The organism is Embleya sp. NBC_00896, from assembly GCF_045207785.1.
In the GTDB taxonomy this organism is placed as follows: Bacteria; Actinomycetota; Actinomycetes; order Streptomycetales; family Streptomycetaceae; genus Embleya.
Window position 1 is genome coordinate 7,372,203 of the sequence record NZ_CP108776.1, and the last position, 22,449, is coordinate 7,394,651.

21 protein-coding genes and 8 pseudogenes are annotated in these 22,449 nt (G+C 69.3%); 17 read left to right on the top strand and 12 right to left on the bottom strand.

Going from position 1 to position 22,449, the window contains the following annotated elements; translation table 11 throughout:
* The first annotated feature begins 77 nt into the window (after positions 1-77).
* Positions 78-779 (top strand): NAD(P)-dependent oxidoreductase, encoded by a 702-nt coding sequence (locus OG928_RS32950; RefSeq protein WP_406290630.1) that lies wholly within the window; start codon positions 78-80, stop codon positions 777-779.
* 585 nt (positions 780-1,364) lie between these two features.
* Here OG928_RS32950 and OG928_RS32955 read toward each other — a convergent pair.
* Both OG928_RS32955 and OG928_RS32960 read right to left on the bottom strand, forming a co-directional pair.
* A complete protein-coding gene (locus OG928_RS32955; protein WP_406290633.1) occupies positions 1,365-1,754 on the bottom strand; it encodes a CesT family type III secretion system chaperone in 390 nt (129 codons plus the stop codon).
* Between the two features lie 288 nt (positions 1,755-2,042).
* Positions 2,043-3,244, bottom strand: a protein-coding gene (locus OG928_RS32960) for an IS3 family transposase (RefSeq protein ID WP_406290636.1) whose coding sequence is annotated in 2 segments (ribosomal slippage) — positions 2,043-2,956 and positions 2,956-3,244 — 1,203 coding nt in all. Because the reading frame shifts where the segments join, the coding sequence is not laid out codon by codon here.
* A gap of 514 nt (positions 3,245-3,758) precedes the next feature.
* On the opposite strand from OG928_RS32960, the gene OG928_RS32965 reads away from it, so the two are divergent.
* The 3 genes from OG928_RS32965 (at position 3,759) to OG928_RS32975 (ending at position 5,384) form a co-directional block, all read left to right on the top strand.
* Positions 3,759-4,034 (top strand): hypothetical protein, encoded by a 276-nt coding sequence (locus tag OG928_RS32965; RefSeq protein WP_406290638.1) that lies wholly within the window; start codon positions 3,759-3,761, stop codon positions 4,032-4,034.
* 463 nt (positions 4,035-4,497) lie between these two features.
* Positions 4,498-4,836 (top strand): PadR family transcriptional regulator, encoded by a 339-nt coding sequence (locus OG928_RS32970; RefSeq protein ID WP_406290641.1) that lies wholly within the window; start codon positions 4,498-4,500, stop codon positions 4,834-4,836.
* Positions 4,833-5,384, top strand: coding sequence for a hypothetical protein (locus tag OG928_RS32975; protein ID WP_406290643.1), 552 nt, complete (start codon positions 4,833-4,835; stop codon positions 5,382-5,384). The genes OG928_RS32970 and OG928_RS32975 overlap by 4 nt, the downstream gene beginning before the upstream one ends.
* 180 nt (positions 5,385-5,564) lie before the next feature.
* Here OG928_RS32975 and OG928_RS32980 read toward each other — a convergent pair whose 3' ends face one another.
* A complete protein-coding gene (locus tag OG928_RS32980) occupies positions 5,565-5,813 on the bottom strand; it encodes a hypothetical protein (RefSeq protein WP_406290645.1) in 249 nt (82 codons plus the stop codon).
* Between the two features lie 148 nt (positions 5,814-5,961).
* Here OG928_RS32980 and OG928_RS32985 point away from each other — a divergent pair.
* Positions 5,962-6,150, top strand: a pseudogene (locus OG928_RS32985) (site-specific integrase); the annotation flags it as partial.
* A gap of 248 nt (positions 6,151-6,398) precedes the next feature.
* On the opposite strand, the pseudogene OG928_RS32990 reads toward OG928_RS32985, so the two are convergent.
* Positions 6,399-6,780: pseudogene (locus OG928_RS32990) on the bottom strand (MarR family transcriptional regulator); the annotation flags it as partial.
* Between the two features lie 220 nt (positions 6,781-7,000).
* Between OG928_RS32990 and OG928_RS32995 the strand changes: the two are divergent.
* The 5 genes and pseudogenes from OG928_RS32995 to OG928_RS33015 all read left to right on the top strand — a co-directional run bounded on the left by OG928_RS32995 (position 7,001) and on the right by OG928_RS33015 (position 10,384).
* On the top strand, positions 7,001-7,672 hold the full coding sequence (locus tag OG928_RS32995) for a DUF4097 family beta strand repeat-containing protein (RefSeq protein WP_406290618.1): 672 nt from the start codon (positions 7,001-7,003) through the stop codon (positions 7,670-7,672).
* 19 nt (positions 7,673-7,691) lie between these two features.
* Positions 7,692-7,947: pseudogene (locus OG928_RS33000) on the top strand (ATP-binding cassette domain-containing protein); the annotation flags it as partial.
* A 254-nt stretch (positions 7,948-8,201) separates the two neighbouring features.
* The gene (locus OG928_RS33005) at positions 8,202-9,029 is read left to right on the top strand and encodes an SDR family oxidoreductase (protein ID WP_406290648.1); all 828 of its coding nucleotides are present in this window, start codon (positions 8,202-8,204) and stop codon (positions 9,027-9,029) included.
* A 216-nt stretch (positions 9,030-9,245) separates the two neighbouring features.
* Positions 9,246-9,515 (top strand): annotated as a pseudogene (locus OG928_RS33010) (transposase); the annotation flags it as partial.
* Entirely contained in the window at positions 9,512-10,384 is an 873-nt protein-coding gene (locus OG928_RS33015) for an IS3 family transposase (protein WP_406290651.1), read from the top strand. The pseudogene OG928_RS33010 and the gene OG928_RS33015, both read left to right, overlap by 4 nt.
* A gap of 37 nt (positions 10,385-10,421) precedes the next feature.
* Here the strand turns inward: OG928_RS33015 and OG928_RS33020 are convergent, their stop codons facing one another.
* From OG928_RS33020 to OG928_RS33035, 4 genes and pseudogenes are all read right to left on the bottom strand, one after another.
* Positions 10,422-10,592 (bottom strand): hypothetical protein, encoded by a 171-nt coding sequence (locus OG928_RS33020; protein WP_406290653.1) that lies wholly within the window; start codon positions 10,590-10,592, stop codon positions 10,422-10,424.
* Positions 10,589-10,897, bottom strand: a complete 309-nt coding sequence (locus OG928_RS33025) for a transposase (RefSeq protein ID WP_406290655.1) — start codon at positions 10,895-10,897, stop codon at positions 10,589-10,591. The genes OG928_RS33020 and OG928_RS33025 overlap by 4 nt, the downstream gene beginning before the upstream one ends.
* 596 nt (positions 10,898-11,493) lie before the next feature.
* A pseudogene (locus OG928_RS33030) lies at positions 11,494-11,646 on the bottom strand (transposase); the annotation flags it as partial.
* Positions 11,647-11,677: 31 nt separating this feature from the next.
* Positions 11,678-12,427 (bottom strand): transposase, encoded by a 750-nt coding sequence (locus OG928_RS33035; RefSeq protein ID WP_406290657.1) that lies wholly within the window; start codon positions 12,425-12,427, stop codon positions 11,678-11,680.
* Positions 12,428-12,436: 9 nt separating this feature from the next.
* On the opposite strand from OG928_RS33035, the gene OG928_RS33040 reads away from it, so the two are divergent.
* A complete protein-coding gene (locus tag OG928_RS33040; protein ID WP_406290661.1) occupies positions 12,437-12,589 on the top strand; it encodes a hypothetical protein in 153 nt (50 codons plus the stop codon).
* Between the two features lie 153 nt (positions 12,590-12,742).
* On the opposite strand, the gene OG928_RS33045 is transcribed toward OG928_RS33040, so the two are convergent.
* Entirely contained in the window at positions 12,743-13,321 is a 579-nt protein-coding gene (locus OG928_RS33045) for a serine hydrolase (protein WP_406290663.1), read from the bottom strand.
* On the opposite strand from OG928_RS33045, the gene OG928_RS33050 reads away from it, so the two are divergent.
* Positions 13,314-13,556 (top strand): hypothetical protein, encoded by a 243-nt coding sequence (locus tag OG928_RS33050; protein ID WP_406290665.1) that lies wholly within the window; start codon positions 13,314-13,316, stop codon positions 13,554-13,556. The two genes, OG928_RS33045 and OG928_RS33050, sit on opposite strands and share 8 nt — an antisense overlap.
* A gap of 483 nt (positions 13,557-14,039) precedes the next feature.
* Here OG928_RS33050 and OG928_RS33055 read toward each other — a convergent pair whose 3' ends face one another.
* Positions 14,040-14,507, bottom strand: coding sequence for a hypothetical protein (locus tag OG928_RS33055; RefSeq protein WP_406290667.1), 468 nt, complete (start codon positions 14,505-14,507; stop codon positions 14,040-14,042).
* A gap of 432 nt (positions 14,508-14,939) precedes the next feature.
* Between OG928_RS33055 and OG928_RS33060 the strand changes: the two genes are divergently transcribed.
* From OG928_RS33060 to OG928_RS33070, 3 genes and pseudogenes are all read left to right on the top strand, one after another.
* Positions 14,940-15,707, top strand: a complete 768-nt coding sequence (locus OG928_RS33060) for a winged helix-turn-helix domain-containing protein (protein WP_406290670.1) — start codon at positions 14,940-14,942, stop codon at positions 15,705-15,707.
* Between the two features lie 99 nt (positions 15,708-15,806).
* Positions 15,807-16,157, top strand: a pseudogene (locus OG928_RS33065) (transposase); the annotation flags it as partial.
* A 673-nt stretch (positions 16,158-16,830) separates the two neighbouring features.
* A pseudogene (locus OG928_RS33070) lies at positions 16,831-17,070 on the top strand (transposase); the annotation flags it as partial.
* Between the two features lie 297 nt (positions 17,071-17,367).
* Here OG928_RS33070 and OG928_RS33075 read toward each other — a convergent pair.
* On the bottom strand, positions 17,368-17,697 hold the full coding sequence (locus tag OG928_RS33075) for a hypothetical protein (RefSeq protein ID WP_406290672.1): 330 nt from the start codon (positions 17,695-17,697) through the stop codon (positions 17,368-17,370).
* A 1,496-nt stretch (positions 17,698-19,193) separates the two neighbouring features.
* On the opposite strand from OG928_RS33075, the pseudogene OG928_RS33080 reads away from it, so the two are divergent.
* Positions 19,194-19,287 (top strand): annotated as a pseudogene (locus OG928_RS33080) (hypothetical protein); the annotation flags it as partial.
* Between the two features lie 42 nt (positions 19,288-19,329).
* Positions 19,330-20,070, top strand: a complete 741-nt coding sequence (locus OG928_RS33085; protein WP_406291326.1) for a sigma factor-like helix-turn-helix DNA-binding protein — start codon at positions 19,330-19,332, stop codon at positions 20,068-20,070.
* Between the two features lie 120 nt (positions 20,071-20,190).
* Here OG928_RS33085 and OG928_RS33090 read toward each other — a convergent pair whose 3' ends face one another.
* Complete coding sequence (locus OG928_RS33090) at positions 20,191-21,450, bottom strand: hypothetical protein (protein WP_406290674.1); 1,260 nt, start codon at positions 21,448-21,450, stop codon at positions 20,191-20,193.
* Positions 21,451-22,449: the final 999 nt, after the last annotated feature.

Genomic DNA, 22,449 nt, shown 5'->3' on the forward strand with positions numbered 1-22,449 from the left:
GTCGTATCAAAACTTCACGCCGTATAGTCACTGCACGCCGTCACGTCTCGTCACGGCGGAACGAAAGGCATTCCTCCATGCACATCGGAGTCATCGGCGCCACCGGCGCCATCGGCAGCCGCGTCGTCACCGAAGCCCTCGAACGCGGCCACCACGTCACCGCGTTCACCCGCGACACGGCCCGAATCAGCGAGGACCGGGACAACATCGTCTGGAAGGACATCGACGTCCTCGACCCCGGCAGCATTGCCGCGATCCTGCCCGGGCTGGACGTACTGATCAGCGGCTTCCAGCCCGGCAACGCCGCCAATGACATCGCCGACACCATCGCGCGCTCCATCGCCGACCCCACCGTGTACGCCACCGCCGCCCGAGCACTGCTCAAGGCCCTGGACAGCCACCCGCGCACCCGGCTGATCGTGATCGGCGGCGCCGGCAGTCTGGAGGTTGCACCGGGCGTCGTCCGCGCCGACTCCGACGAACTCCTCCACGAAGTCCTCGACCAGATCGGCCTGCCCAGGGAGTACGCGGCAGCGGTACGCGGGCACCGCGACGCCCTCAACGTCCTGCGCACCTCGAACCGCCTGTGGACCTACTTCAGCCCTGCCGAGGACATCGCTCCCGGCGAACGCACCGGCCGCTTCCGGATCGGCGGCGACCAACCCGTGCTCGACGCCGACGGACGCAGCCGCATCTCCGTCGCGGACGCCGCCGTCGCACTCGTCGACGAAGCCGAACTCCCCCGCTTCGTACAGCGCCGCTTCACCATCGGCTACTGAACGTCACGTCACAGAGGGCGGCATGCCTACCCGGTGCCCGGCGTGCCGCCCTCGCTCGGCCACGGCACGTCGCCGGCCGCTGCTGTCCCTGCCATGGCCGCCAACCCTGTTCGCCAAGTCGCGCGCCCAAACCCGAAGGGTCGGCTCCCGGGCGACCGAACACCACAGCGCCAAGACAGGGGAAGTAAGCTCGGCGGCGCGTGTCGGCCGAGCGCAGTGCCTGGGAAACCGTCGAGGAACCGTCCGGTTCCGGGGGTCTGGACCGTCAGGGGACCTCGAGCAGGATGCGGAGGCCGATGCCGTGACGGCTCGGCTTGGCCCGGCTCGGCGACGGGCTCGCGCCCGCCCGGCAGAAGACGAGGCCCACAGGCTTCGTCACCCCAGCGCTTGGTTGTTGCTGTGGGCGTACTCCACGGCGACCTCTTCCCCGGTCAGTCGGTCGACCTCCGTGACCACCCTGCTGGCCCCGTAGCGGCTGGGTGGGTCGGGACGCGCGTGGCAGCAGGTCCCTCACCCGCAGGACGGCGACGTGTCGCCCGGGGCATGGACCGGCCCCGGATCACCCGGACGAAGCCTCGCTCGGCCTCACCGATAGCCGACCGACCAGTGAATGAACTCCTCGATCGTCTTCTCCAGCGTCTCCACGGACAGATGGGCAGCCGGCAGGTCCAGGTATCCCAGCATCCAAGGGGCTTGTGGGACAAGGGCCGGTCCGCTCTGACGGGTGATACCGGTCGCCGCCACCGCCTGTCGCTTCATCGCAGGAAGGAGCGCGCCCGAGTTATCGCCGCTGATCCTGGACCGCACGGGGAGATAGAGACTCAGTCGCGTCTCCGCCTCTTCGACACGCAGCAGCAGTGGCCGGTCCCCATCGTTGATCAGGACACAGAAGCCATCCTCGTCGAACGCCTCTTCGCGAAGACGGTTGCGCCGGCAGAACTCCGTCAGCAACTGGTCAAAGAATGGGGATGGCATGTGCTGCGGCTCCTTGTGAACGGCCCACCGGATTCCGCTCCGGACGGGCACCGAGTCGAACGCCGATCATCGATACGCGGGCCCTTCGGATGACGCCCTCCGGAGGCCCCGTGTTCGGGCGGTGAACTCGAAGATTATGCCCGCCGGTTGCGGCCGCCGGGTGCCTTGCTCGGGGAGACGGCCGAGTCGGATCAATGATTGACCGGTTCGCGGGCCCGGCGAGACCTCATGGCAGTACCGCTGACAGTGAATGGCAAAGGGGGGTTCCCCCTGATGTGAGGACACGTTTTATGCGGCTTGAGTGAGTGTAGTTGTGCTTGTGGTGAAGGCCGCTTCGTAGGCGGTGGGGCTGACTTGTCCGAGGCTTGAGTGCCTGCGGCGGGTGTTGTAGCGGGTGACCCATCGGAAGGTGTCGAGGCGGGCCTGGCGGGCGGTGGGCCAGTGTTTGGCGTGTCGGAGCGTCTCACGTTTGAGGGAGGCGTTGAACGCTTCGGCGAGGGCGTTGTCGGCGGAGCTGCCCACGGCGCTCATGGATCGAGTCACGCCGGCGTCGTCGCAAGCGTCTGCGAACGCCTTCGACGTGTATTGGGAGCCGTGGTCGCTGGGGAAGATCGCCCCCCGCAAGTCGCCGCGGGCGCGTTGGGCCGGGATGAGGGCGTCGACGACGAGTTCGGCGCGCATGTGGTCGGCGATCGCCCATCCGGCCAGGCGCCGCGAACACAGGTCGATGACGGTGGCGAGGTAGAGCGGCGGGGCGCCGGCGACGGGCAGGTAGGTGATGTCGCCGACGTACCGGGTGTTCGGTTCCACGGCGGTGAAGTCGCGGCCGATCTGGTCCGCGACCTTGCGGGCGACAGGGTCCGCGAGGGTGGTGCGGTGCCGTTTGCGCAGGTGAAGGCCCACGATCTCGAAGGCGCGCATGCCGTGTTCGATCCGCTTGTGGTTGACTCTCTCGCCCGCGTCGCGCAACTCGGCGGTGATGCGTGGGACCCCGTAGGTGCCGTCGGAGTCGGTGCGGATCGCGCGGATCCGTTCGGCGAGTCGGGCGTCGGCTGCGGACCTCGCCGCGCGAGCCGGCGCGCTGTCGATCCAGCGGTAAAGGCCCGACCGGGGCAGGCCGAGAACTCGACACAGCCGCTTCACGCCGAAAAGGCGCTGGTGGTCGGCGACGAACTGGAAACGGCTCACCGGTTCGTCTCGCCCGCGAAATACTTGGCGGCCCGACGCAGGATCTCACGTTCCTGCCGGAGCTCGGCGACCTCTTTGCGCAGGGCTCGGTTCTCCGCCTCCAACGACGTGTCCGGCCGTTTCGACGGCGCCGCGGGCGGCGACGTCGCGGACGCGTTGCCGGCGCCGCGAATCCAGTTCCGCAACGTCTCGGCGTTCACGCCCAGGTCGACGGCGACCGAGACGATCGTCGCTCCCGGCCTCCAGCGGTACAACGCAACCGCGTCCGCCTTGAACTCCGGCGGGTAGTGCTTCATCCCCACGGGGACTTCTCCTGAACCATCAAGATCCAGTGTCTCCGGTGTCCTCACATCGGGGGGAACACCCAAGCACACTGACACACATTCATGTCGAATCACAGAAGCGCCTTCACCCGTGTCGTCGGCCGCGAGTGTCAGCCGCGTTCGCCACGACCAATGTGTGATTTTTGGGGAGGGGTGGTTGGTGTGTTGGCAGTGCTGTGATGTGGGGTCTTGTGGGTTGGGTGAGAACGCGCCGTGGCCGCCCGAGTGAAGGTGATGTGCGGTCTTGCCTGGGGATGTCTCAGCTTCGTTGAGAAGGCTCGGTCGGACGCACGGGTTGGTGTTGGGACGACGCTCGCCGAGTCGTTCACCGTATCCGAGGCGTCCGCGCGGTCATCAACCGCTCGACGAATCGTCCGTTTCGGGAGGGGATGGTACCTCGGCCAACATGTGAGCCGACGTTCCGCCGTTTTCGGCGAGGTGATCGACCCGCCGCGCGGGTTGAGGCCGGGTGTCGGGCGGTGTCAACGGTTGGGTGGCCGATGCCGGTGATGTGGGCACGGTGGTCCGGGATGCGGTCCATGTCGAAGCTCGCCGCGCGGTCGCCGATGCGGAGAAGGTGGATGTGGGCGGCGATGCGTGCGAAGTCGACGGTGAGGTCGTCGGTCCGGACCCGGCCGTGCCGCAGAGGCCCGCCCACCTCGGCGACCCGCCGCAGGTGGGCCTCGACGGGGATTCTCGCACCGTTGGCGGCGGCGACGGCGGGTCCGTCGGAGTCGTTGTGAGTGTTCGCAGTCGTGTGCACGGGTGAGCTGCGTATCCGCCGCCGGGTGCAGGAGACCGTGGATCTCCGGACAGTTCGAAGTCGCCTGCAATACGGTCGTTTTGGTCGTGATCGTGTGCGCGGTGGGAGGCGCTGTCCGGCGGACGGATCGGTGACCGAGCGCGGGTGCCGACCGTGTCCGCCCATGCGTCGGACCCGGCGGGCAAGCCGAGGTGATCCGGCCCGATGCGGAGAGGACATGGTGGGTCTGGCGGACGCACGTGCCGCCGCCGCGCAACTGCGGAACCATGCGGGGCCTTCGATGACGAGAGCCGCCCGGGACCCCGGCGCGTCGACCGGCTGCGGAACTCTCTACGCGGGGACGCGCGTTGCGGGCGTGCTTTGGAGGCGATTCATCTCGCGCCGGTTGCCGATCACCGGGCGGGCATGCGCTGTCGCTGGTGGAGCATCCCTTGCCGTCATGTATCGGCAAGCGATATATATGCCAACCATGAAGCCACTGAGAGAGCAGAGTTACCTCATCCTGCTCGCACTGGCCCCCGGGCCGCTGTACGGCTACGGGATCATCGCCGCCGTCCACGAACTCTCCGACGAGAGGATCAGGCTGGGCGCGGGCACCCTGTACGGCGCGCTGGACCGGCTCACCACTGACGGCCTGCTCGCGCTCGACCACGAAGAGGTCGTCGACGGCCGATTCCGCCGCTACTACAAGCTGACCGGCGAAGGCCGCCGAGCCCTCACCGCAGAAACCGAACGACTCGCACAGCTCGCCCGGCGAGCCGCGCTTCGTCTCGGCACCCCTCCCTTCGCGATCTACCCGGCGGGATGATGAACGATACGTACGAGAGCCGCAGCCGCCTGCTTCTGCGTGCCTACCCACGCCGCTACAGGAGCGCCCGGGAGGCCGAGCTCCTCGGCACCCTGCTGGACGCCGCCCCACCCGGCGCGACCCGCCCGTCGATACCCGAAGCCTGGGACATCGTCCGCGGCGGTCTGACGACCCGGCTGCGTGACCGGCCTCCGCCACACCACTGGCTCGCCTACCGTCTGCTCGGAAAACGCGTCCCGCACCGATACCGCATGTGGGTCCGCGACGACGCCCTCGGCCGCTTCTTGTTCGTCCGCCGTAACCTCGGCAGCTATCTGATCGCGTTCGGCGTCGTCTGGCTCGGGACGATCCTGGGCGGACCCGGCTATACCCCTCTTCCGGCGCCCGGACCCTGGCGGTGGGCCTTCCTCGCCCTACTCGCACTGGGGATCCTCAACCCCCTGTACTCCATGTCCTTCCGCACCCGCATACTGCACAAGCACGACTTCGTCGACGACGGAACCGACCCGACGTCGAGCCGACTGCCTCGTCACCCGGACCAGCCATGACCTTCGCGGGCGCACCGTGGCACGTTCGGCGATGACTCGACGCTCGGGGCTTCGGAGAGCGACTCCCACCCGCTCGCCGGCACGAGCAGCGGAACAGCCGGCGCCGCAGCTTTCGCTCCTTCCGACATTTGTGCAGGCGCTTTCGGAAATCGACAGTCGTGCCCCGGCGCCAAGCTCCGTTCACGTGCCGTGTACCCGGGTGGCCTGGTCGCGCTCGCGACGACGACGAACGGGGTCCGGTGGTGGTGTTCTCGTCGTCGAGGTCAGCTCGTCCCGCTCGCCGACGGTGAGGGTGGGGCCGTCGTCGAGCAGCGGCGTCCACGCGTGGGGCGGCTCGCCCTCGACCGGCCGGCCGTACACCTCAAGCCTCGCCTCGAACTCGCCCCGACCGTCCACCACGATCAGGTCGTGGGCCTGCGACACGTTCACACTCTCGAGGGTGGGCCGCGCGCACGAGATCGGCGCGTCCGCGCCTCAGTGTCCGCCCGTGTCGCTCGGCGAAACCGGGCCGGGCCGTCCGCTTCCTCGGCGGCGATCTTCAGGCCATGCGGCGGCTGCGCGCCGCTGCGGCTGAGCCGCCCGCGAGGGCGCGGTGCGCGAGTGGGTGTACGGGGACGCAGGCACCGCCCGGCTGCTGCCGCGCCTGCTCGAGGACCGCACCCGCTGACCGTTGTTCACCACCCACCGGAAGCCCGCACCGAGCAAGGTCGTCGGGGAGCGCGACGTGTGTCCGGACACCGGGATGGCCCGGCTGTCGTACGGCCGGCCGGTCGGCCGTGAACCCCTATGGCTCCTTTCTTCTGGGCATGGACGCCCGGCTTGGCCTGGCGCAGGCGCCGGCCGTGCCCCGGCGGACACCGTCGCCGGATCAGCCACGGAAATGCGATGAAGGACTTGCCGACCTCACCGACCCCCACATGGAAGAGGCCGCCTGGCGGGCGCGCGATGGGGTCGGTTCGGGTCGAAGGTTCCGGCGGGGGCACCGCTGGCTGTGACCATCAGGACGACTGTCTAGAGGAACGTGATCGCCTTGGAGATGGACGCCGGGTTGACCTGGAGGTGCTGGACGAGTTCGGACGCGGTGAGGCTGTCGGTGTCGGTGAGGTAGGTCGGCACCCGGAGCATCATCCTGGGTAGGCCCCATTCCCTGAGGACGGTGGTGAACGTTTCCTCGTGCTCGCGTCGGCGTCGCGTCCGCGGGCCTGCGGGCGCGCTTCCTGCCGCTGAGGCGTGCCCTGCCTGCGCCGGCGGGCGCGGCGTGCGGTGGCGCGGTGGGCCAAGTCGGCGCGGTGGAGCCGCGGTTCCGCATCACCTCACGCGTGATCGTCGAGGTGGGGCGGTCCAGGCGTCTGGTGATCTCCGCGTAGGCCAAGCCGCCGGCCGGCCCCAGCGCGATCTACCTTCGTGCTTCCCTGATGTCTCCAGCGCAGCAGTCACTCTCAATTTATTGCAACGAACAACTGACCTGTTGTTGCATTAGGATCAAAATCATTGCAACGATTCCTAGCTCCATGCCTGCCACTCTGGCAATCAAGATGCAATGAGCGTGTTGCCAGATCCTTGAACACAACGTAGTGTTTCCATTGTCGGAAACAACGAGCGAGCAGGAGAGCACCATGCACAAGTTCGACACCCCCGCCCCGATCTCCGCCGTTCTCGACATTCCCGCGGGGCGCGTGCGGTTCGTCGCCGCCGACCGGGCCGACACCACGGTCGAGGTCCTGCCCGCGGACGCCTCGAAGGGCCGCGACGTGAAGGCGGCGGAGCAGATCACGGTCGAATACTCCGGGGGCGTCCTGCGGATCGAGGCCGCACCGGCGAACAGCCGGATCCTCGGCGGCTCCGGATCCGTCGAGGTGACCGTCCGGCTGCCCGCCGGCTCCGGCGTCGAGGCGAAGGCGGCCGACGCCGAGTTCCGGGGCGTCGGACGGCTCGGCGACGTCGCCTTCGAGGGCGCGCACGGCTCGGTCACGCTCGAAGAGGCCGCGAGCGCCCGCCTCACCGTTCTCGACGGCGACGTCTTTGTCGGCCGCCTGGGCGGCCCCGCGCAGATCAACACCCGACGTGGCGACATCCGCATCGCCGAAGCCATGCGCGGCACGCTCGTACTGGACACCCGGGCCGGCCACGTGTCGGTCGACACCGCCCCCGGAGCCTCCGCCTCCCTGGACGCCGGCACCACCCACGGCCGCATCCACAACGCGCTCAAGAACACCGACGGCACCGCCGCCGAACTGAACATCCACGCGACCACCGCCACCGGCGACATCACCGCCCGCAGCCTCTGAAGGCACACCCGTCACCGCCGACTCGACCACCACGGCGAACGGACCGCGCAAGTCCCACCGCAACAACGTCGGACACGACGGAATCGACCTGACGGGTACCGGCAGGCACCGTCTTCGCGCTGCTCGGCCCGAACGGCGCGAGCAAGACCACCGCCGTCAAGAGCCTCTCCACCCTCATCACAGCCGACCCCGCCTCCGGCGACATCCACGTCGGCGGCCACGGCCTGGCCGCCGACCCGCAGGCGGTGCACGCCGCGATCGGCGTCACCGGGCGACCCGCGGGAAAGCGCTGAACGCCTCACCGCCCGGGTTGAACGGGGCAGTCGTTGATGGAGGGCAGGTGGGCTGCGTCGGAGCGGGCCGTCGGGGACAGGCAGGACACGGATCGTGTAACCGCCGGACGCCGCGACGCGCTCGACGGCCCAGGGCCGGCCGTCGTCCGTCGCGAACCGCACGATGTCGCCTGGGCGATCCCGTCCGGCTGGAATCAAGTCAGACAACCAACTATTGGCAACTCAGAGGAGCAGAGATGATCGTGGTTACGGGCGCGTCCGGGAACGTCGGGCGCGGAGTTGTCGCGGCGCTGGCCGAGGCCGGAGTTCCGGTGACGGCGGTGTCGCGGCGCGGCAACGACCACGCGCAGGCGATGCCGGGGGTGCGCCATGTGCGCGCCGATCTCGCGGATCCGCCGACGCTGAAAGAGGCTTTCGACGACGCTGATGCGCTGTTCCTGCTGGTGGCGGGCGAGGATCCGACGGAGATCCTGGAGGGAGCCAAGGCCGCCGGGATACGCCGCGTGGTGCTCCTGTCCTCGCAGGGCGCGGGAACCCGCCCCGACAGCTACCGGCATCCAGCCGCCTTCGAGGAGGCGGTACGCAGGGCGGGCCTGCAGTGGACGATCCTGCGGCCGACTGGGTTCGCGTCCAACGCGTACCAGTGGGCGGAGAGCGTGCGCACGCAGCGGGTCGCCGCCGCGCCGTTCGCCGACGTCGCCCTGCCGGTGGTGCACCCGGCGGACATCAGCGCGGTCGCCGCCGCGACGCTGCTGACCCCCGACCGGCACATCGGCCGCACGTACGTACTTACCGGTCCTGCGGCGGTCACCCCACGGGCGCAGGTCGAGGCGATCGGCGCCGCGGTGGGTGAGCAGGTTGCGTTCGTCGAGCTGACCCGCGATCAGGCACGTGCGCGTTTGCTGAACGTCATGCCCGAGGCGGTCGCGGACAGCACCCTGGCGATCCTTGGCACGCCGACGTCCGAGGAGCAGCAGGTCAGCCCCGGCGTCCAGGCGGTCCTTGGCCGACCTGCGCGCGCGTTCGCCGAGTGGGCGCGAGAGAACGCCCCCGGGTTCCGGTGACCCGGGGCGCCCACGGCCGTGCGGTCGGCGTTGTGGTGACGCACGTGTCGCCGGACAACGAGATGGGTGAGGGGCCTCGCTGTGGTGTCCGCCAAAGGAGATCGTCAGGACCTGGGCTTGATTCGGTTTGACGGACACCCTGTCTGAGGGGTTTGCCCCTCTTGGGAGGATGTCCATCATGGAGCGCATGGGAGGAAGAAGCCCCGGCCTCGCCGCTCGTTCACGTCGGAGTTCAAGGCCGAGATCGTCGAGCTGTGTCGGCGCGGTGATCGTTCGGTCGGTCAGGTCGCGAAGGATTTCGATCCGACCGAGACCGCGGTGCGCGACTGGGTCGTGCGGGCCGAGGTCGACGCCGGGGAGCGCGAAGGTCTGACCGGTGGCGAACGCGAGGAGTTGGCCGCGTTGCGGCGGGAGAATCAGCGGTTGCGCCAGGACGTGGAAGTCCTCAAGCGGGCCACGGCTTTCTTCGCGAAGGAGACCCGGTGACGGTGCATCCGTTCATCGAGGCGGAGAAACGTGCAGGTCACAGTGTCAAGCGCGCCTGTGAACTCCTCAAGGTCTCCCGAGCCGCCCACTACCACCGCCGAACCGCGGCGCCGAGCCCTCGGGCCGTGCGCGACGCGGAGCCGACCGAGCGGATCACGCAGGCCCACCGCGCATCGCGCGGCAGCTACGGCGCCCCGCGCATCCATGCGGTCCTGGTCCGCGGCGGCGCCCGCGTCGGGCGCCGCCGCACCGCCCGGCCCATGCGCCGGGCCGGACTGGCCGGCCGGCATCGCAGACGCGGGCACCGCACCACCGTCGCGGACCCGCATGCCGCGAACCGCCCGGACCTGGTCGGGCGGGACTTCACGCCCGGCCCGTCCGTGTCCGGAGCGCGGTGGTGCGGCGACATCACCTACCTTGCGACCGAGCAGGGCCAGCTGTTCCCGGCCACCGTCATCGACATCGCCACCCGCAAGGTCGTCGGCCGGGCGACCGCCGACCACCTGCGCACCAGCCTGGTCGCCGACGCTTTGCGCGACGCCGTCCGCAGACGGCGCCCGCAGCGGGGAACGATCTTTCATTCCGATCGCGGCTGCCAATACACCAGTCGCGGACTCGCCGTCTTGGCCGGCGAGTTCGGGATCCGACTCTCGGTCGGAAGGACCGGCCAGTGCTGGGACAACGCGCTCGCCGAGTCGTTCTTCGCAATTCTCAAGAGCGACCTCGGGGCCGATCGGCCCCGGCCGACACGGGCCGCCGCCCACGCCGAGGTCTTCGAGTGGATCGAAGGCCGGTACAACATCCGCAGGCTGCACAGCAGCCTCGGCTACCGCACACCCGTCGAATACGAAGCCGCACTCGCAGCCTGACCACCACAACGAAGGTGTCCGTCAAAGCGGAGCAAGCTCAGGCCTCGGCGATCCGCGCGGTCAACTCTTCGTCGCGCGTCCTGCGCGGGCCGGGGGTCGCGCTGAGGCGGTGGTAGAAGGCGGAACGGGAGACCTGCAGCAGCTCACACGCGCGTTTGACGCTGTGGCCGCCCTGCTTCTCCGCCTCGATGAACGGGTGCACCGTCACCGGGTCTCCTTCGCGAAGAAAGCCGTGGCCCGCTTGAGGACTTCCACGTCCTGGCGCAAACGCTGGTTCTCGCGCCGCAACGCGGCCAGTTCCTCGCGTTCGCCGCCGGTCAGACCGTCGCGCTCCCCGGCGTCGACCTCGGCCCGTACGACCCAGTCGCGCACCGCGGTCTCGGTCAGGTCGAAATCCTTCGCGACCTGCCCCACCGACCGGTCGCCCTGTCGGCACAGCGCGACGATCTCGGCCTTGAACTCCGGCGTGAACGAGCGGCGAGGCCGAGGCTTCTTCTTCCCCATGCTCTCCATGATGGACATCCTCCCCGAGAGGCCGCAGCCCCTCAGTCAGGGTGTCCGTCAAAGCGGATCAAGCCCACACGTCCACACAGCCCCCAACCCATGGCTCGGCCTGACGACGACGCCCGCTGCCCCGTCCGCCGAAACCCAAGCGGCGGCAGACCCGACTCCCAGCCTGCCAGCGGAGCGTGGGCAGGAAGCCTCGGCGCGCGTGCCCAGCCCGTCGCCGTCGCTCAACACGGGGCCAGCGGCGAGCCCGGCTCAGGCGTCGCCGCTGTCGACGGCGAAGCTCGTCGCCGCTTCCTTCCCGCCAGCTGCGTCGCTTGCCCGCACGCAAGAGGCCGCCCGCCAAGTCAATGTCGGAAGCCCCGCGCTGTCACCGGCGGTCCCGCACGTCGCCACCCAACAGAACAAGGGCCTGGGCTTGAAAGCCGAACGTTCCCTTTGAGCCGGGCGAGGTCCCGCAACCATGCCGCGGCGCGCTCGCCGGCCGCCCGCGCGGCTTCCAGCGCCGCGCGTTGCCCGACCGTCGGCGCGTCGTCGTCCTCGGTCGGGTCGGGTCGATTCGGCGGGAGCGGAAGCAGGGTCATAGCCGTTTAGCTTGGTCTTTATCCTGTGCGTTCGTGGTGGGCGGTGAGGGTGCGCTCGCGTTTGACGGTCTTTCCGACGTCGTAGCGGGGTGCGGGTCGAAGGTTCCTGGAACCGGGAGGGCGTCCTGGGCCGGGTTTTCCGGGTTTGGGTGTGCCGGCGGGCTGGGCGAGAGGCTGTCGCACAGCTTCACCGGTGTAGTTGTCAAGACGTTGGAATCGCCGCGTGCCGGAACAGTTTGTTCAGGTTGTGGACAAGGCCCAGGAGCTTGACCTCGGTGTCCACACCGTCGCGCCCGCGGTAGTGGAGGTCGCGCCCGAATCGCTGAAACAACTGGGCGAAGCCGGGCTCCACCAGCGCGGCTCGGTGCTTGTAGAGGCGGCGGCCTTCGGGTGTGGCCGGCCTGTCGGCCATGGGACGATGCGCTGCGCTGATCGAGGTGACATCCGGCTGGGCGATGACTTGTGGTGCGCCGCCGGTCACCGCGACGAGCAGCGGCAATTCGGTGAGCGCGTCGAAGTTCGCGGCCGACGCGTAGCCGTTGTCCGCGAGCCAGACGTGCACGTCATCGACAACGCCGGCGGCCCGGCAGTTGCGCTGTGCCTGCCGCACCATCGGGACCGGAGCGGTCATGTCGGCAGGATTGTCGTGTATTTCGATCGCCGGCAGCACCTGTCGACGCGCGCACGCGATCTGCACGTTGTAGCCCTGGACGTAGCCGCCGTGTTTGCCCGGCATCAGGCGGGAGTCGGGGTCGTTGAGCGACGCATGGGCTGCGGATGACGGCGCCGGTCGGGGGTCGCGTACGAGTGCCAGATGCGCCGATGCCCGTACCAATCGGGCGCGTTGCCGGACGATGACCGTCTTGGACTCCAGCGGCACCGGCGGCCGGCCGTTGGCCCCGCGGCGACCCGCCGTCGTGTCCGCCTGTCGCCGCGAGGCATGGTCGTCCAAACGTGCCTGATGAGCGGCAACCTCGGCGGCCAGGCGCTTTTCTGCGCGGGCGACGACGCGCTCGGCGGCGTCGACTTTGATCTGGATCTCGCCGACCGAGGGCCGCGCTCGCTCGAACAGACGCGTCCTGGCCGTATCGGCTCGACCCAGCCGATCGCATAGACGGGCGTATCTTCCGGGGGCCGCACCATGTCTGGTTGGGGCCGCGACCCGAGGTCGTCGAGACGGAGCCGGCCTGCCGAGCGATGCGCCGACGGCCTCGTGGACGATCCCCGGCCGGCTCTCCCGAGTACATCGTCCCGGGGCCGCCCGGCGTCAGCCCAGCGCTCTGGTCGCGGCCGGAATCGCCGCCTCGACGACCTCCTCTATCAGGTCTATCCCCACCGGCATCGAGACCTGGTCGTCCGACAGCACGGCGACCAGCAGTGTGCGTCCCTTGTGCACCACCCGGCCCACGCTGTTCACGACCCACAGGCCCGTTGCGTCGCGGGGCAGCCAGCCGTTTTTGAGCGCGGTGTCCTTGCCGGAATCGGCCACCACCGAGACCCCCCACGCCTGATCCGCCCGCACCGAGTTCATCAACTCCAGGAGATACGAGCGGGACGCGACGCTCAACACCGACTCCTTCGAAGTGACCGCGTCAAGCAGGCGCAGCTGGTCGGCCGGCGTCGTGCGGGTCAGGCCCCAGGACACGGGTGTCGCCACCGTCTCGACCAGGCCGAGCCGGGCATTGGCCACGGAGAGGCCGTCCGCCTTGCCGATCGCGTCCCACAGCGCCCAGGTCGCGGCGTTGTCGCTGGCCCGGATCATCACCGATGCCTTGGCCTTCTCGTCCGCCGTCAGGGGTCGCTTCTCGTCCTGCGCGCGCAGCAAGAGGGTGGCCAGTATGTCCACCTTCACGATGCTGGCCGTGACGTACTCGTGGTCGTCGCCGGCCGACAACATCCGTCCGCTCAACGGATCGAGGAACGCTATCGACACGTTGCCCCGGGTCGCCGGCAGACGGACCGTCAGCTTCTCGACGACCTTCCCCGGACGCGGCATGGAACTGGGGCTCGCGGTACGCGGCATGGAACTGGGGCTCGCGGCAGGCACGGTGGATGCGGCCGAGGCGTCTACCGCCAATTGAGCCGTCGACGTCTTCCGATCATCGCCGGAGAATCGGGTCGCCGCCAGGCCGCCCGCGACGGCCGCCACCGCCAACACCACGATCAGCGGAGTACGCGAACGCTTGGCGCGGCGACGCCGTCGCCCCCGCCTGGTGTGTTCGACGACCGCTGTCCGCGCAGGGTGTTGCCCGCCGTGTCTGCCGCTCATGCTCGACCCGCCCGGTCGGTGGTCGCGCAGACGCCCTGAGTGTGAGTGATACCCGCGCCCCCCGGACCCGCATCTCGGGTGATCTCACACCCAAATGCATGAACTTACTTTTCGGTTGTCGGATTGTTCCATTGCCGTCGGAATGCGAACACACCCCCCGCTCACTGCGGGGGTTCATAGGCGGACGACGATCAAGGCAATGTCGTCGCGGGCGCCGCCGGGCCACGCTGAGGCGATTCGCCTGCGGGCCGCGACGGCAAGTGCCTACGGCTTCACCCACATGACGAATGTCACGTCAGTTCCGGTTGGTCCACGCGGCCCAGTCGCAGTACTTGGGTGTTGTGCCGGCCTTGTCCAAGCAGATCTTGAACCAATAAGTGCGGCCCTCGACGAGGTTGTACTTCCCACCGTCGCCGGCGCGCTTTACGGCAGCCACACCGTCGTTGCCCCCGTCTCGCAGCGTGTAGACCAGACTGCCGACGGTGTCTCCGTTGATGAACTGGTACACGCCGCCCTCGGCGGCCCACCCGTCGGATTCCACATCGGCCACCACGACGACATCCCCGTCGGCCCGAAAGGAAATCTGCCCGCCGGGGTCGCCGTCATCGGTCGCCATGAAATGCCATGTCCGCAGAGAGGCGGTACCCGCCGCGTCCACCGTCGCGGTGTCGGTGTCGGTGTTGGCACTGGCGTAGGCGGGTGTGGCGATGGCCAAGGCAAGGGCCGCCGCCGCAGTGCCGAGTACTCGTCGAGCTTTCATCATGCTCCCATGCAGAGTGGATGCGATTTCGCAAGGCTGGGAGCGGCATGGCGCCGGCTGGAACCGACCACGCCGCCGATCGCCTCGGGGTTGCAGAAGGGTTGGGACCAGTCGCCGCAGGCGACCCCGCCGTCGGTGTCCTCTCCGGAGCGGCCCGGTACGCGCTGATGCCCGGGCGGCGGAGAAGGACGTTGCGGTTATGGGGACTCCTTGGAGGGCCGGGGTTCGGTGCGCGCTCGTATGTCGATTCGCCGATGTGACAGGGAATGCCGGAGTCCCAGTCACATCGGCCGTCGTCCGCCTGCTCCCCGGGCGGCGAAGTCACAGCGGCCGACGGGCTGTTCGCCGAGCCCCCCGCTGCCGTCCAACCCGATGTGGAGTACTACCACTGAAGTCTTCGTCGTGATGTCGTGGACGGTTGAAGATCCCTGCGCTATGCCGTGGACATGTGGTATCCGCAGGGTGGTGGGTCGACTCCCAAGGGAACGCGCGGCTCGGGAGCGGTTGCGGTTGGACGCCGCCGAGCGGTGCGAGCGTGGGGAGTCGAACGCGGTGATCGCGTCGGAGTTACGGGTGGCGCGTCGGTCGGTGGAACGGTGGCGTCGTGCCTGGCGCGCGGCGGGTGTCGAGGGCCTGCGATCGAGCGGTCCCGCGTCTGTGCCCAGGTTGGATCCGTCGCAAATAGCCGCACTGGAAGGGGAGTTGGACAGAGGTCCGAGATCCCATGGTTGGCAGGATCAACGTTGGACCCTGATGCGGGTGAAGGCGGTGATCCGGCGCCGTTTCGGGGTGACGTACTCGATCCACGGGGTCTGGGAGTTGCCGCGTCGGGCCGGCTGGTCGTGTCAACAGCCGGTCCGGCGGGCGGTGGAGCGGGACGAGGACGCGGTGCGGGGTTGGGTGCGGGAGACGTGGCCGTCGGTGGAAGCACCGCGGCGGCGCTCGACGCCCGGATCGTCTTCGAGGACGGGCCGGGATGTCGATGACGCCGCCGCGAGCGCGTACGTGGGGGCGACGCGGGGTCACCGCGGTGGTGCGGGTGTGCGGGGATCCCGCGGCCGGGTCTCGATGCCGCACCGACCTGCCACAAGCCGGGTGAACGCTCCCGTCCGATCCACCGACACCGCGTGCACGCGCGCCGCAAGGGGGAATGGCTTTGTTCACGAGTTACGGTTCTGCCTCGGTTTTGGATGCTGTTGGTGATTTTGCCGGGTATTCGCTTTCGTTCGCCAGGCTGACTGTTCGCGTGTGGGCTGCTTGGTTGGGAAGGGGTGAGCCGCTACCAGGGGAGTGGCCATGTCGATGGGTTCCAATTCGGGGGCCGGGATCCCGGTGCGGACGTTGGAAGTTGCGCGGGCCTCCAACCCGGGGGCACCACGGCGATGTGGGTTCGGGACCGCCTTCGAGTTGTTCACGGACGAGGACTTCGCGGACTGGTATCCGTCGGACGGACGACGCGGGATTTCGCCCGTGCGCCCGGCGCTGGTCTCGGTGTTGCAGTTCGCCGAGAACCTGACGGACCGCCAGGCGGCCGAGTCGGTTCGTTGCAGGGTTGACTGGAAGTACGCGCTGGGCTTGGAGTTGGACGATCCCGGGTTCGACCACTTGGTACTGTCCGAGTTCCGGAACCGTGTCGCGGAAGGCGATCGTGCCGACCGGCTGTTGGCCGTATTCGTGGAGCGCCTGGTGGCGGCCGGACTGGTCAGAGCGCGCCGGACGCCCCGCCGAGGCTGCGGACCCTGCCATCGATGCAGGCCCTGCGGCAGGTTTGGGTGCAGCAGTTCTGGTACGACGCAGCCGGCCGGCTGCGTTGGCGAGGCCCGAAGGACACGAAGGACCGGGCCAGTCGCCGGGACCGGCCTCGCCGGGCCGCGTCCGTCCCGGCCGCCGACGGCTCACCCGACCCGGCATCGGCGCAGGTGCCCTGGTCGACGATGGCACTCGTCACGCCGCACGATCGCGAGGCCCCGGTTCTGCCACAATGCCGGCAAGGCCGCGTGGGTCGGCTACCGCGTCCACCTGACCGAGACCTGCGACACGGGCGGGCCGAAGGTGATCGTGCACGTCGCCACGGCGCCCGCTCCGGAACAGGACATCGAAGCGCTCGACGGCATCCATGCGGCTCTCGTCGCTTGTCGATTGGCCCCGCACGAGCACCTGGTCGATGCCGGCTACGTCAGCGCGGAGACGATCCGGTACGCAGCCGCAACGCACGGCATCGACCTGACCGGGCCGGTCCGGGTCGATCCGCACGCTGCCGAGCGACCAGGCTTCGCCAAGGAGGATTTCACCCTCGACTGGGACAACCGCACCGCGACCTGCCCGCGTGGGATCACCAGCTCGCCTTGGAAGCCCAACCCTCGGGGATCAACAGCCGCGCCTCTCCGTCCTGTTCCCCAAAGCCGCCTGCCGGGCCTGCGAAGACCGCCTCCGGTGCACCGGCAACACCGACGGCCGTGGGCGACATCTGACCCTGATGCCCCAGCCGCTGCACGAGATCCAGTGCCGAGCCCGCCGTGAACAGCAGACCCCGGAATGGCGGCGGCAGTACGCGATGCGGGCCGGCTGCGAGGCGACCGTCTCCGAGACCGTCCGGGCCCACGGGATGCGCAACTGCGCTACCGCGGCATTGCCAAGACCCATGTGCAACACGTTCTCGCCGCCGGCACCAACATCGCCCAGCTCGGTGGATGCCTACCACCAGGCACGATGCCCACCCGAACAGCCAGAGCTCCCAGCCGTTTCCAGCGACTCTGCGACAAGCTCGCGATTCCCCAGAATCACTGACCCACAGAAGATCACCAACAGCATCGGTTTTGTGGTTCGTGACCCTCCGTCAGCGCTATGGCGGCACGTTGCGCGGTCAGCAGTGGTCTTCGACGTAGAGCATGCGGCGCCCCGCCTCGGCTCGGAACTCATGCGCCAGGTAGCGGCCCATCGACCCCGTTCCGCCCGGGCCCAGGTACTCACCTTTGATCCGACCCCAGAGCGCGGGGCGTTCAGCCTCTGGCACGATCCGGGGACTGATGCCACCCATGTCCCCCCATATGACCGGCGTGGCATGGTCCTTGACGAGCCGACGGACGACGCGCACGTCCAGGCGCTTGCGGTGGAGCACCCAGCGGATCCCTTGCTCGTCAACGAGCGTGACCGGGCCGTTCAAACTGTCGGGGTTCGCGGAGAATCGCTGCATGAGCCGAGTCTCCCACCGATCCATGGGGTCCAGGAAGCGAGTTGTGAGCCCGACGTCGCTCTGGAACTCCGTTGGCGATCAGGCCAACAGGACCCGCTTTCTGAGCAGTGCAAAGCCCGCGCGGTGCGGGCTTCGAGCGCAGGCATCGGTCGGGGCGGTCGTAGGGCGGTGCGGGCGGTGGTGAGGAACGACCGGTCGTACGCCTGGGAGTAGGGGCCGGTGACCGCGCCCGTGGTGGCGAGGTTCTCGGCCGCGGTGGAGACGGGGTCGGGATCTTCGAGGCGACGACGTTCACGGCTTGGTGGACGGCGTTCGCTGCGGTGGTCCAAGCGTCTTGCGTGGAGGCGGTGTAGGACGCAGGACGGGCGCCCCAGGCGTGGGCGGCCTGGTCGCGCAACGTCGCTCCCATGACGGCGAGTTGGCCCCGAACCTGGGTGAGAGCGGCGGTGACGGCGGCGTCGGCCTGCCGCCTGGCGCCGCGGACGACGAACAAGCCGCCCGCCACACTGCCGGCCAGCGCGGTCACCCAGTCCGCCATGCAACTGCAGGCCGCATGAGGATTCGACGGTGCTCCCCGGGCGCTCGGGTTCGACTCACGGGGGCGGGAAGTGCTCGGCCTCCTGCCCGGTGAGACCGTCGGCTTACACAAGCCGTGGCCCACATCGACCCATGCGGACCACACACTGGTCCAGGTCGGGCGCTGGATGCGCGCCTACTATGAGGCCGTTTCCGACTTCGTCCCACCGACCGACGCCGTCTGGCGGAACTCCGGAACCTCGGCGCCGGGCCTGGTCGTCGGGCACAACGACGCCGCCCCCTACAACGCCGCCTGGCTTCAAGGCCGACTCGTCGGAACCTTCGACTGGGACCTCGCCGGGCCCGTCACACCGGAGGGGACCTGGCGTTCGCGACATTCGGCTGGGTGCCGCTGCCCGCCCGGCAGGTGGTCGAGGCCGAGGGGTCCACCGACTTCGCCGCCCGGCCGCGTCAGCTGCCCCTGTTCCTCGACGCTTACGGCTGGTCCGGCGACGGGAGCGATTTCCTCGGTGTGGTCCAGGCCCGCATCCGGGCCCACGTCGAAGGCATCCGCGCCCTCTCGGCGGCCGGGACCCGACGTTCGAAAAACTCATCGGCCAGGGCGTCGGCGAGGACCTCGACCGGGCGCTCGACGAGCCGGCGGCTTTTCCGCTCTCACCCTGCTCGGCGAGGACCGTGGGCTGCCACGACGGCTGCCGGCGCCGCCCACCGCCATCGGCTTCCCTGTCAGTCGGGATTGTCGCCGTGGAGCTCGTGCGAACGACCGCGGTGATGATTTTTGGTGTCTGCGTCCGTCACACCTACGAAGGGACATGCTGCGGCGGAAGGATGACGTGATGAGTGCGGACAGGCGGCTGCTGGAGATGCTGGGCGTGGGTGGTCTGGGCGAGGTCGACGAGGCGGAGTTCTCGGGGTTGGCGGAGCGTTACCGGCGGGAGCTGCACGTGCACTGCTACCGGATGATCGGGTCGTTCGAGGACGCCGCGGATACCGTGCAGGAGACGTCTCTGCGCGCCTGGCGGCGGCGGGAGACCTTCGAGGGGTTCGACGTTCCGGGCGTGGCTGTACCGGATCGCCACCAATGCCTGCCTGGACCTGCTCGCCAAGTCCCGCCCGGCGCCCCCGCCCGGCGGCGAGGTGCTGTGGCTGCAGCCCTACCCGGACCGGCTGCTCGACGAGTTGCCCGCGCGCGACGCGGATGATCCGGAGACCAGCGCCGTCGCGCGGGAGACGATCGAGCCGGCGTACCTGGTCGCCGTCCAGCACCTGGCTCCGCGTCCGCGGGCCGTGCTGATCCTGCGGGACGTGCTCGGCTGGTCGGCGAAGGAGGTCGCCGACCTCCTCGGGGATTCCGTCAACTCCGTGAACAGCGCGCTGCAGCGGGCCCGCGCCGGCCTGCGGGAGCACCTGCCCGCCGAACGCCAGGACTGGACCGGCGGCGAACAGGACGCCGGGACGCGCGATCTGGTGCGCCGCTACGCCGACGCCGGCGTGGCCACGGACGTCCCGACGCCGGCCTCGATGCTGCGGAACGACGTCCGCTGCTCGATGCCGCCCACGCCGGGCCTGCACGTCGGCCGCGACGCGGTGGTGAACGATTGGGTCGAGGGCGGGTTCGAAGGCATGAAGGGCCCGCGCGCCGTCCCCACCTCCGTGAACCGGCAGCCCGCCGTCGCGTTCTACCTCTGGCAGAAGGGGGAGGACGCGTACCTGCCGGTGACGATCGACGTCCTGCGCGTCACCGACGGGGCGATCGCCGAGATCGTCACGTTCCACGACGACCGGTTTCCCCGACTCGGCCTGCCCGAACGCCTGCCGGCGGACGGCACCGAATAGTCCCGGTGGGGTCGTTCCGGATTTCGCGCCGGACTGGGCCGGGCCGGCGCCGATCTCGAACGAGCCGAAGCCCGGGCCCGGGCGGACGAACACCGCCGTCTGCCCGGGCCCGGGTAGACGTCAGCTGGTCGGTGCCATCCTCAGGCCGAAGTTGTAGAGGATCTCGGGCGCCTCGGGCCACACCATGATGCGGTCGTTGCTAAGCCCCACGGCGCTGACGATGCCGCGCGCCTGGCGCGTGGTGCTCCCGCTGATTGCGAAGACCAGGCCCCCGCTGTCCCCGGGGCGCGCCGACGTTCCCGCCGACCGCTCCCCCTTGACACCGAAGACCAGGTCGTCGTCCATCCACCACATGTAGTCCGCGTCCTTGACCTTGATGCCGCATACGACACCGCTGGTGTAGCCGTCGTGGCAGACGGCCGGATCGCGCTCGGTCGAATTCCTTACGCTGGTCACCTTGTACGCCTTGTTGCTATTCTGCGGGCCGTCCCACTCCCAGGACCAGGTGCGACCGGTGGCCTTGGTATCGATGGCGATGGCATCGACATGGTTGGCACGCGCGGTCACCTGGCCGACGTAGTTGCGGCCGCCGTTCTGCGAACCGGTGTACACGCTGTTTCCGTTGGAGAAGCAGTGGGCTGCGGTCACCAGGAACGGCCGTCCGTCCGAAATGCGCACGGTGGGCAGGCCTGATGTGCACGAGGCGCCGTAGTTGTTGGTCAGTTTCGCGCCCGCCATCCACGGTGCGGTGTCCCGCGCCCGGGAGGTCGCGACGAGGGCGTCCTCCTGCGCGGTCTCGACCGGGACGCCGGCCTCGTCCAGTGCCGACGCAGTCCTGCTGGCCGGCACCATGGCGAGAGCGCGGCGCACCGCGTCGGGGTCTGGCGCGTCCACACGAAGCCCGCTGCCGTCTTGCGGAGCGGCGATGCCGGTAATGGTGATACCCAACCGCCGTGTGGCATCGGTCAGCCGACCGCGTGCGGCCTCCAACTCGCCGCGGGTGTGGGCAGCCTGCTTGACGCGGAGGAACGCCGGGTCGATGGCCGGGTCGAGCTTCCGGGCTGCGTCCACGACGGCCGACTTGCGGCCTGTGTCGGTGAGGTACAGCGTGACGGAGCGCGTGCCGCCCTCGATGCGTACGCCGGCGTAACTGCCCTTCTCGCTGGACGCGCCGACGGTGGCGACCGCGTCCGCCAGATCGCGCAGTGGGGCGAGGTACTGATTCTGCGCCTCGGGGTCCATCGCCTGGATATCCGCGTCGGTCAGGACCGGTTCGGGCACAGGGTCACCGGCTGCCGACGCGTGGCTCGGCAGCAAAGTGACGACCAAGGACAGCGCGACGACACCGAAGCCGGCACTGAGCCTCTGGGGCTTCTTCATGGACACCCTTCTAATGGGTCTTTCGGGTCTTTTCAGACAGCCCGCTGCCGGCTTCCCAGGCGCGGCGCATGGACGCCGCTCGCTACGTGCCCGCGCGGGGGTCTGACGAGCACGTCGAACAGCGGAGACGACAGGGAACGCTCACGAACACCGACCGCACCGCGGCTCGCGAAACGGGGTTGGTGTGCGGGTGGGGATCCCGCAGGATGGCGGGGTTGTCTGGTATCCGCTGCCCGGAGCGAGTTCGTGAACAGAGTCGATGTGTTGCCCAATCTGCTGGCCTGCCTCGAAGTCGAGGAGGCCGTACGACTGTTCGAGCAGCGGCCCGGGAAACGGCGGCGGGCACCGCTGGCCTGGGGGCTTCCGGAGTGGGGGCCGTTGCGGGAGGGGATCGTACGCTGGGTCGCCGAGCACGGCGGGACGGCGGACCGGCGTGCGGCACTCCACGACGCACCGGCCGCGCGGTCGTCCCGCCGCGACGTGTTGGCCGCGTTGGCCGACTCGGTGGAGACCGAACTGCTGGGGGACGTCTACCTGCACCCGGATGCCGACCCGGTGCTGCGCCGCCGCATGCTCACGGAGGGGCCGTACGCGCATGGCTTGCCGGACCAGTTGCGGTTGGCGATTCTCGGCAGTAGTTCGCGGCACCGTCTCGGTCCCGCGCTCGACTCCCCCGATGCTGGACTTGTGAGTGGTCGTTGGTTGTGGGGTGGTGTGGGGTGTGTGGGCCGGGGGTTTCGCAGTTGTATTGGGATGGTTGTTCCGGGCGTGGGGTTGGTGGGCGTGGTTTTCGGGGTGCGGGTGGGGTGTTCGGGTGGGCTCGGGCGGGGTTGTGAGCTGGGGTTTTCGCACTTGTATTGGGTTTCGCGGGTGTTGTGGGATGCATTGAGATTTTGTGCGGTTCGGATGGGAATGCCATAGGCGGCGGTTGCCGGCCTTGTCTTGCGGGTGGTCCCGGGGCTCGGCCCGGGGCGGGGTTTTCAGGGTCGGGTGTGGTGG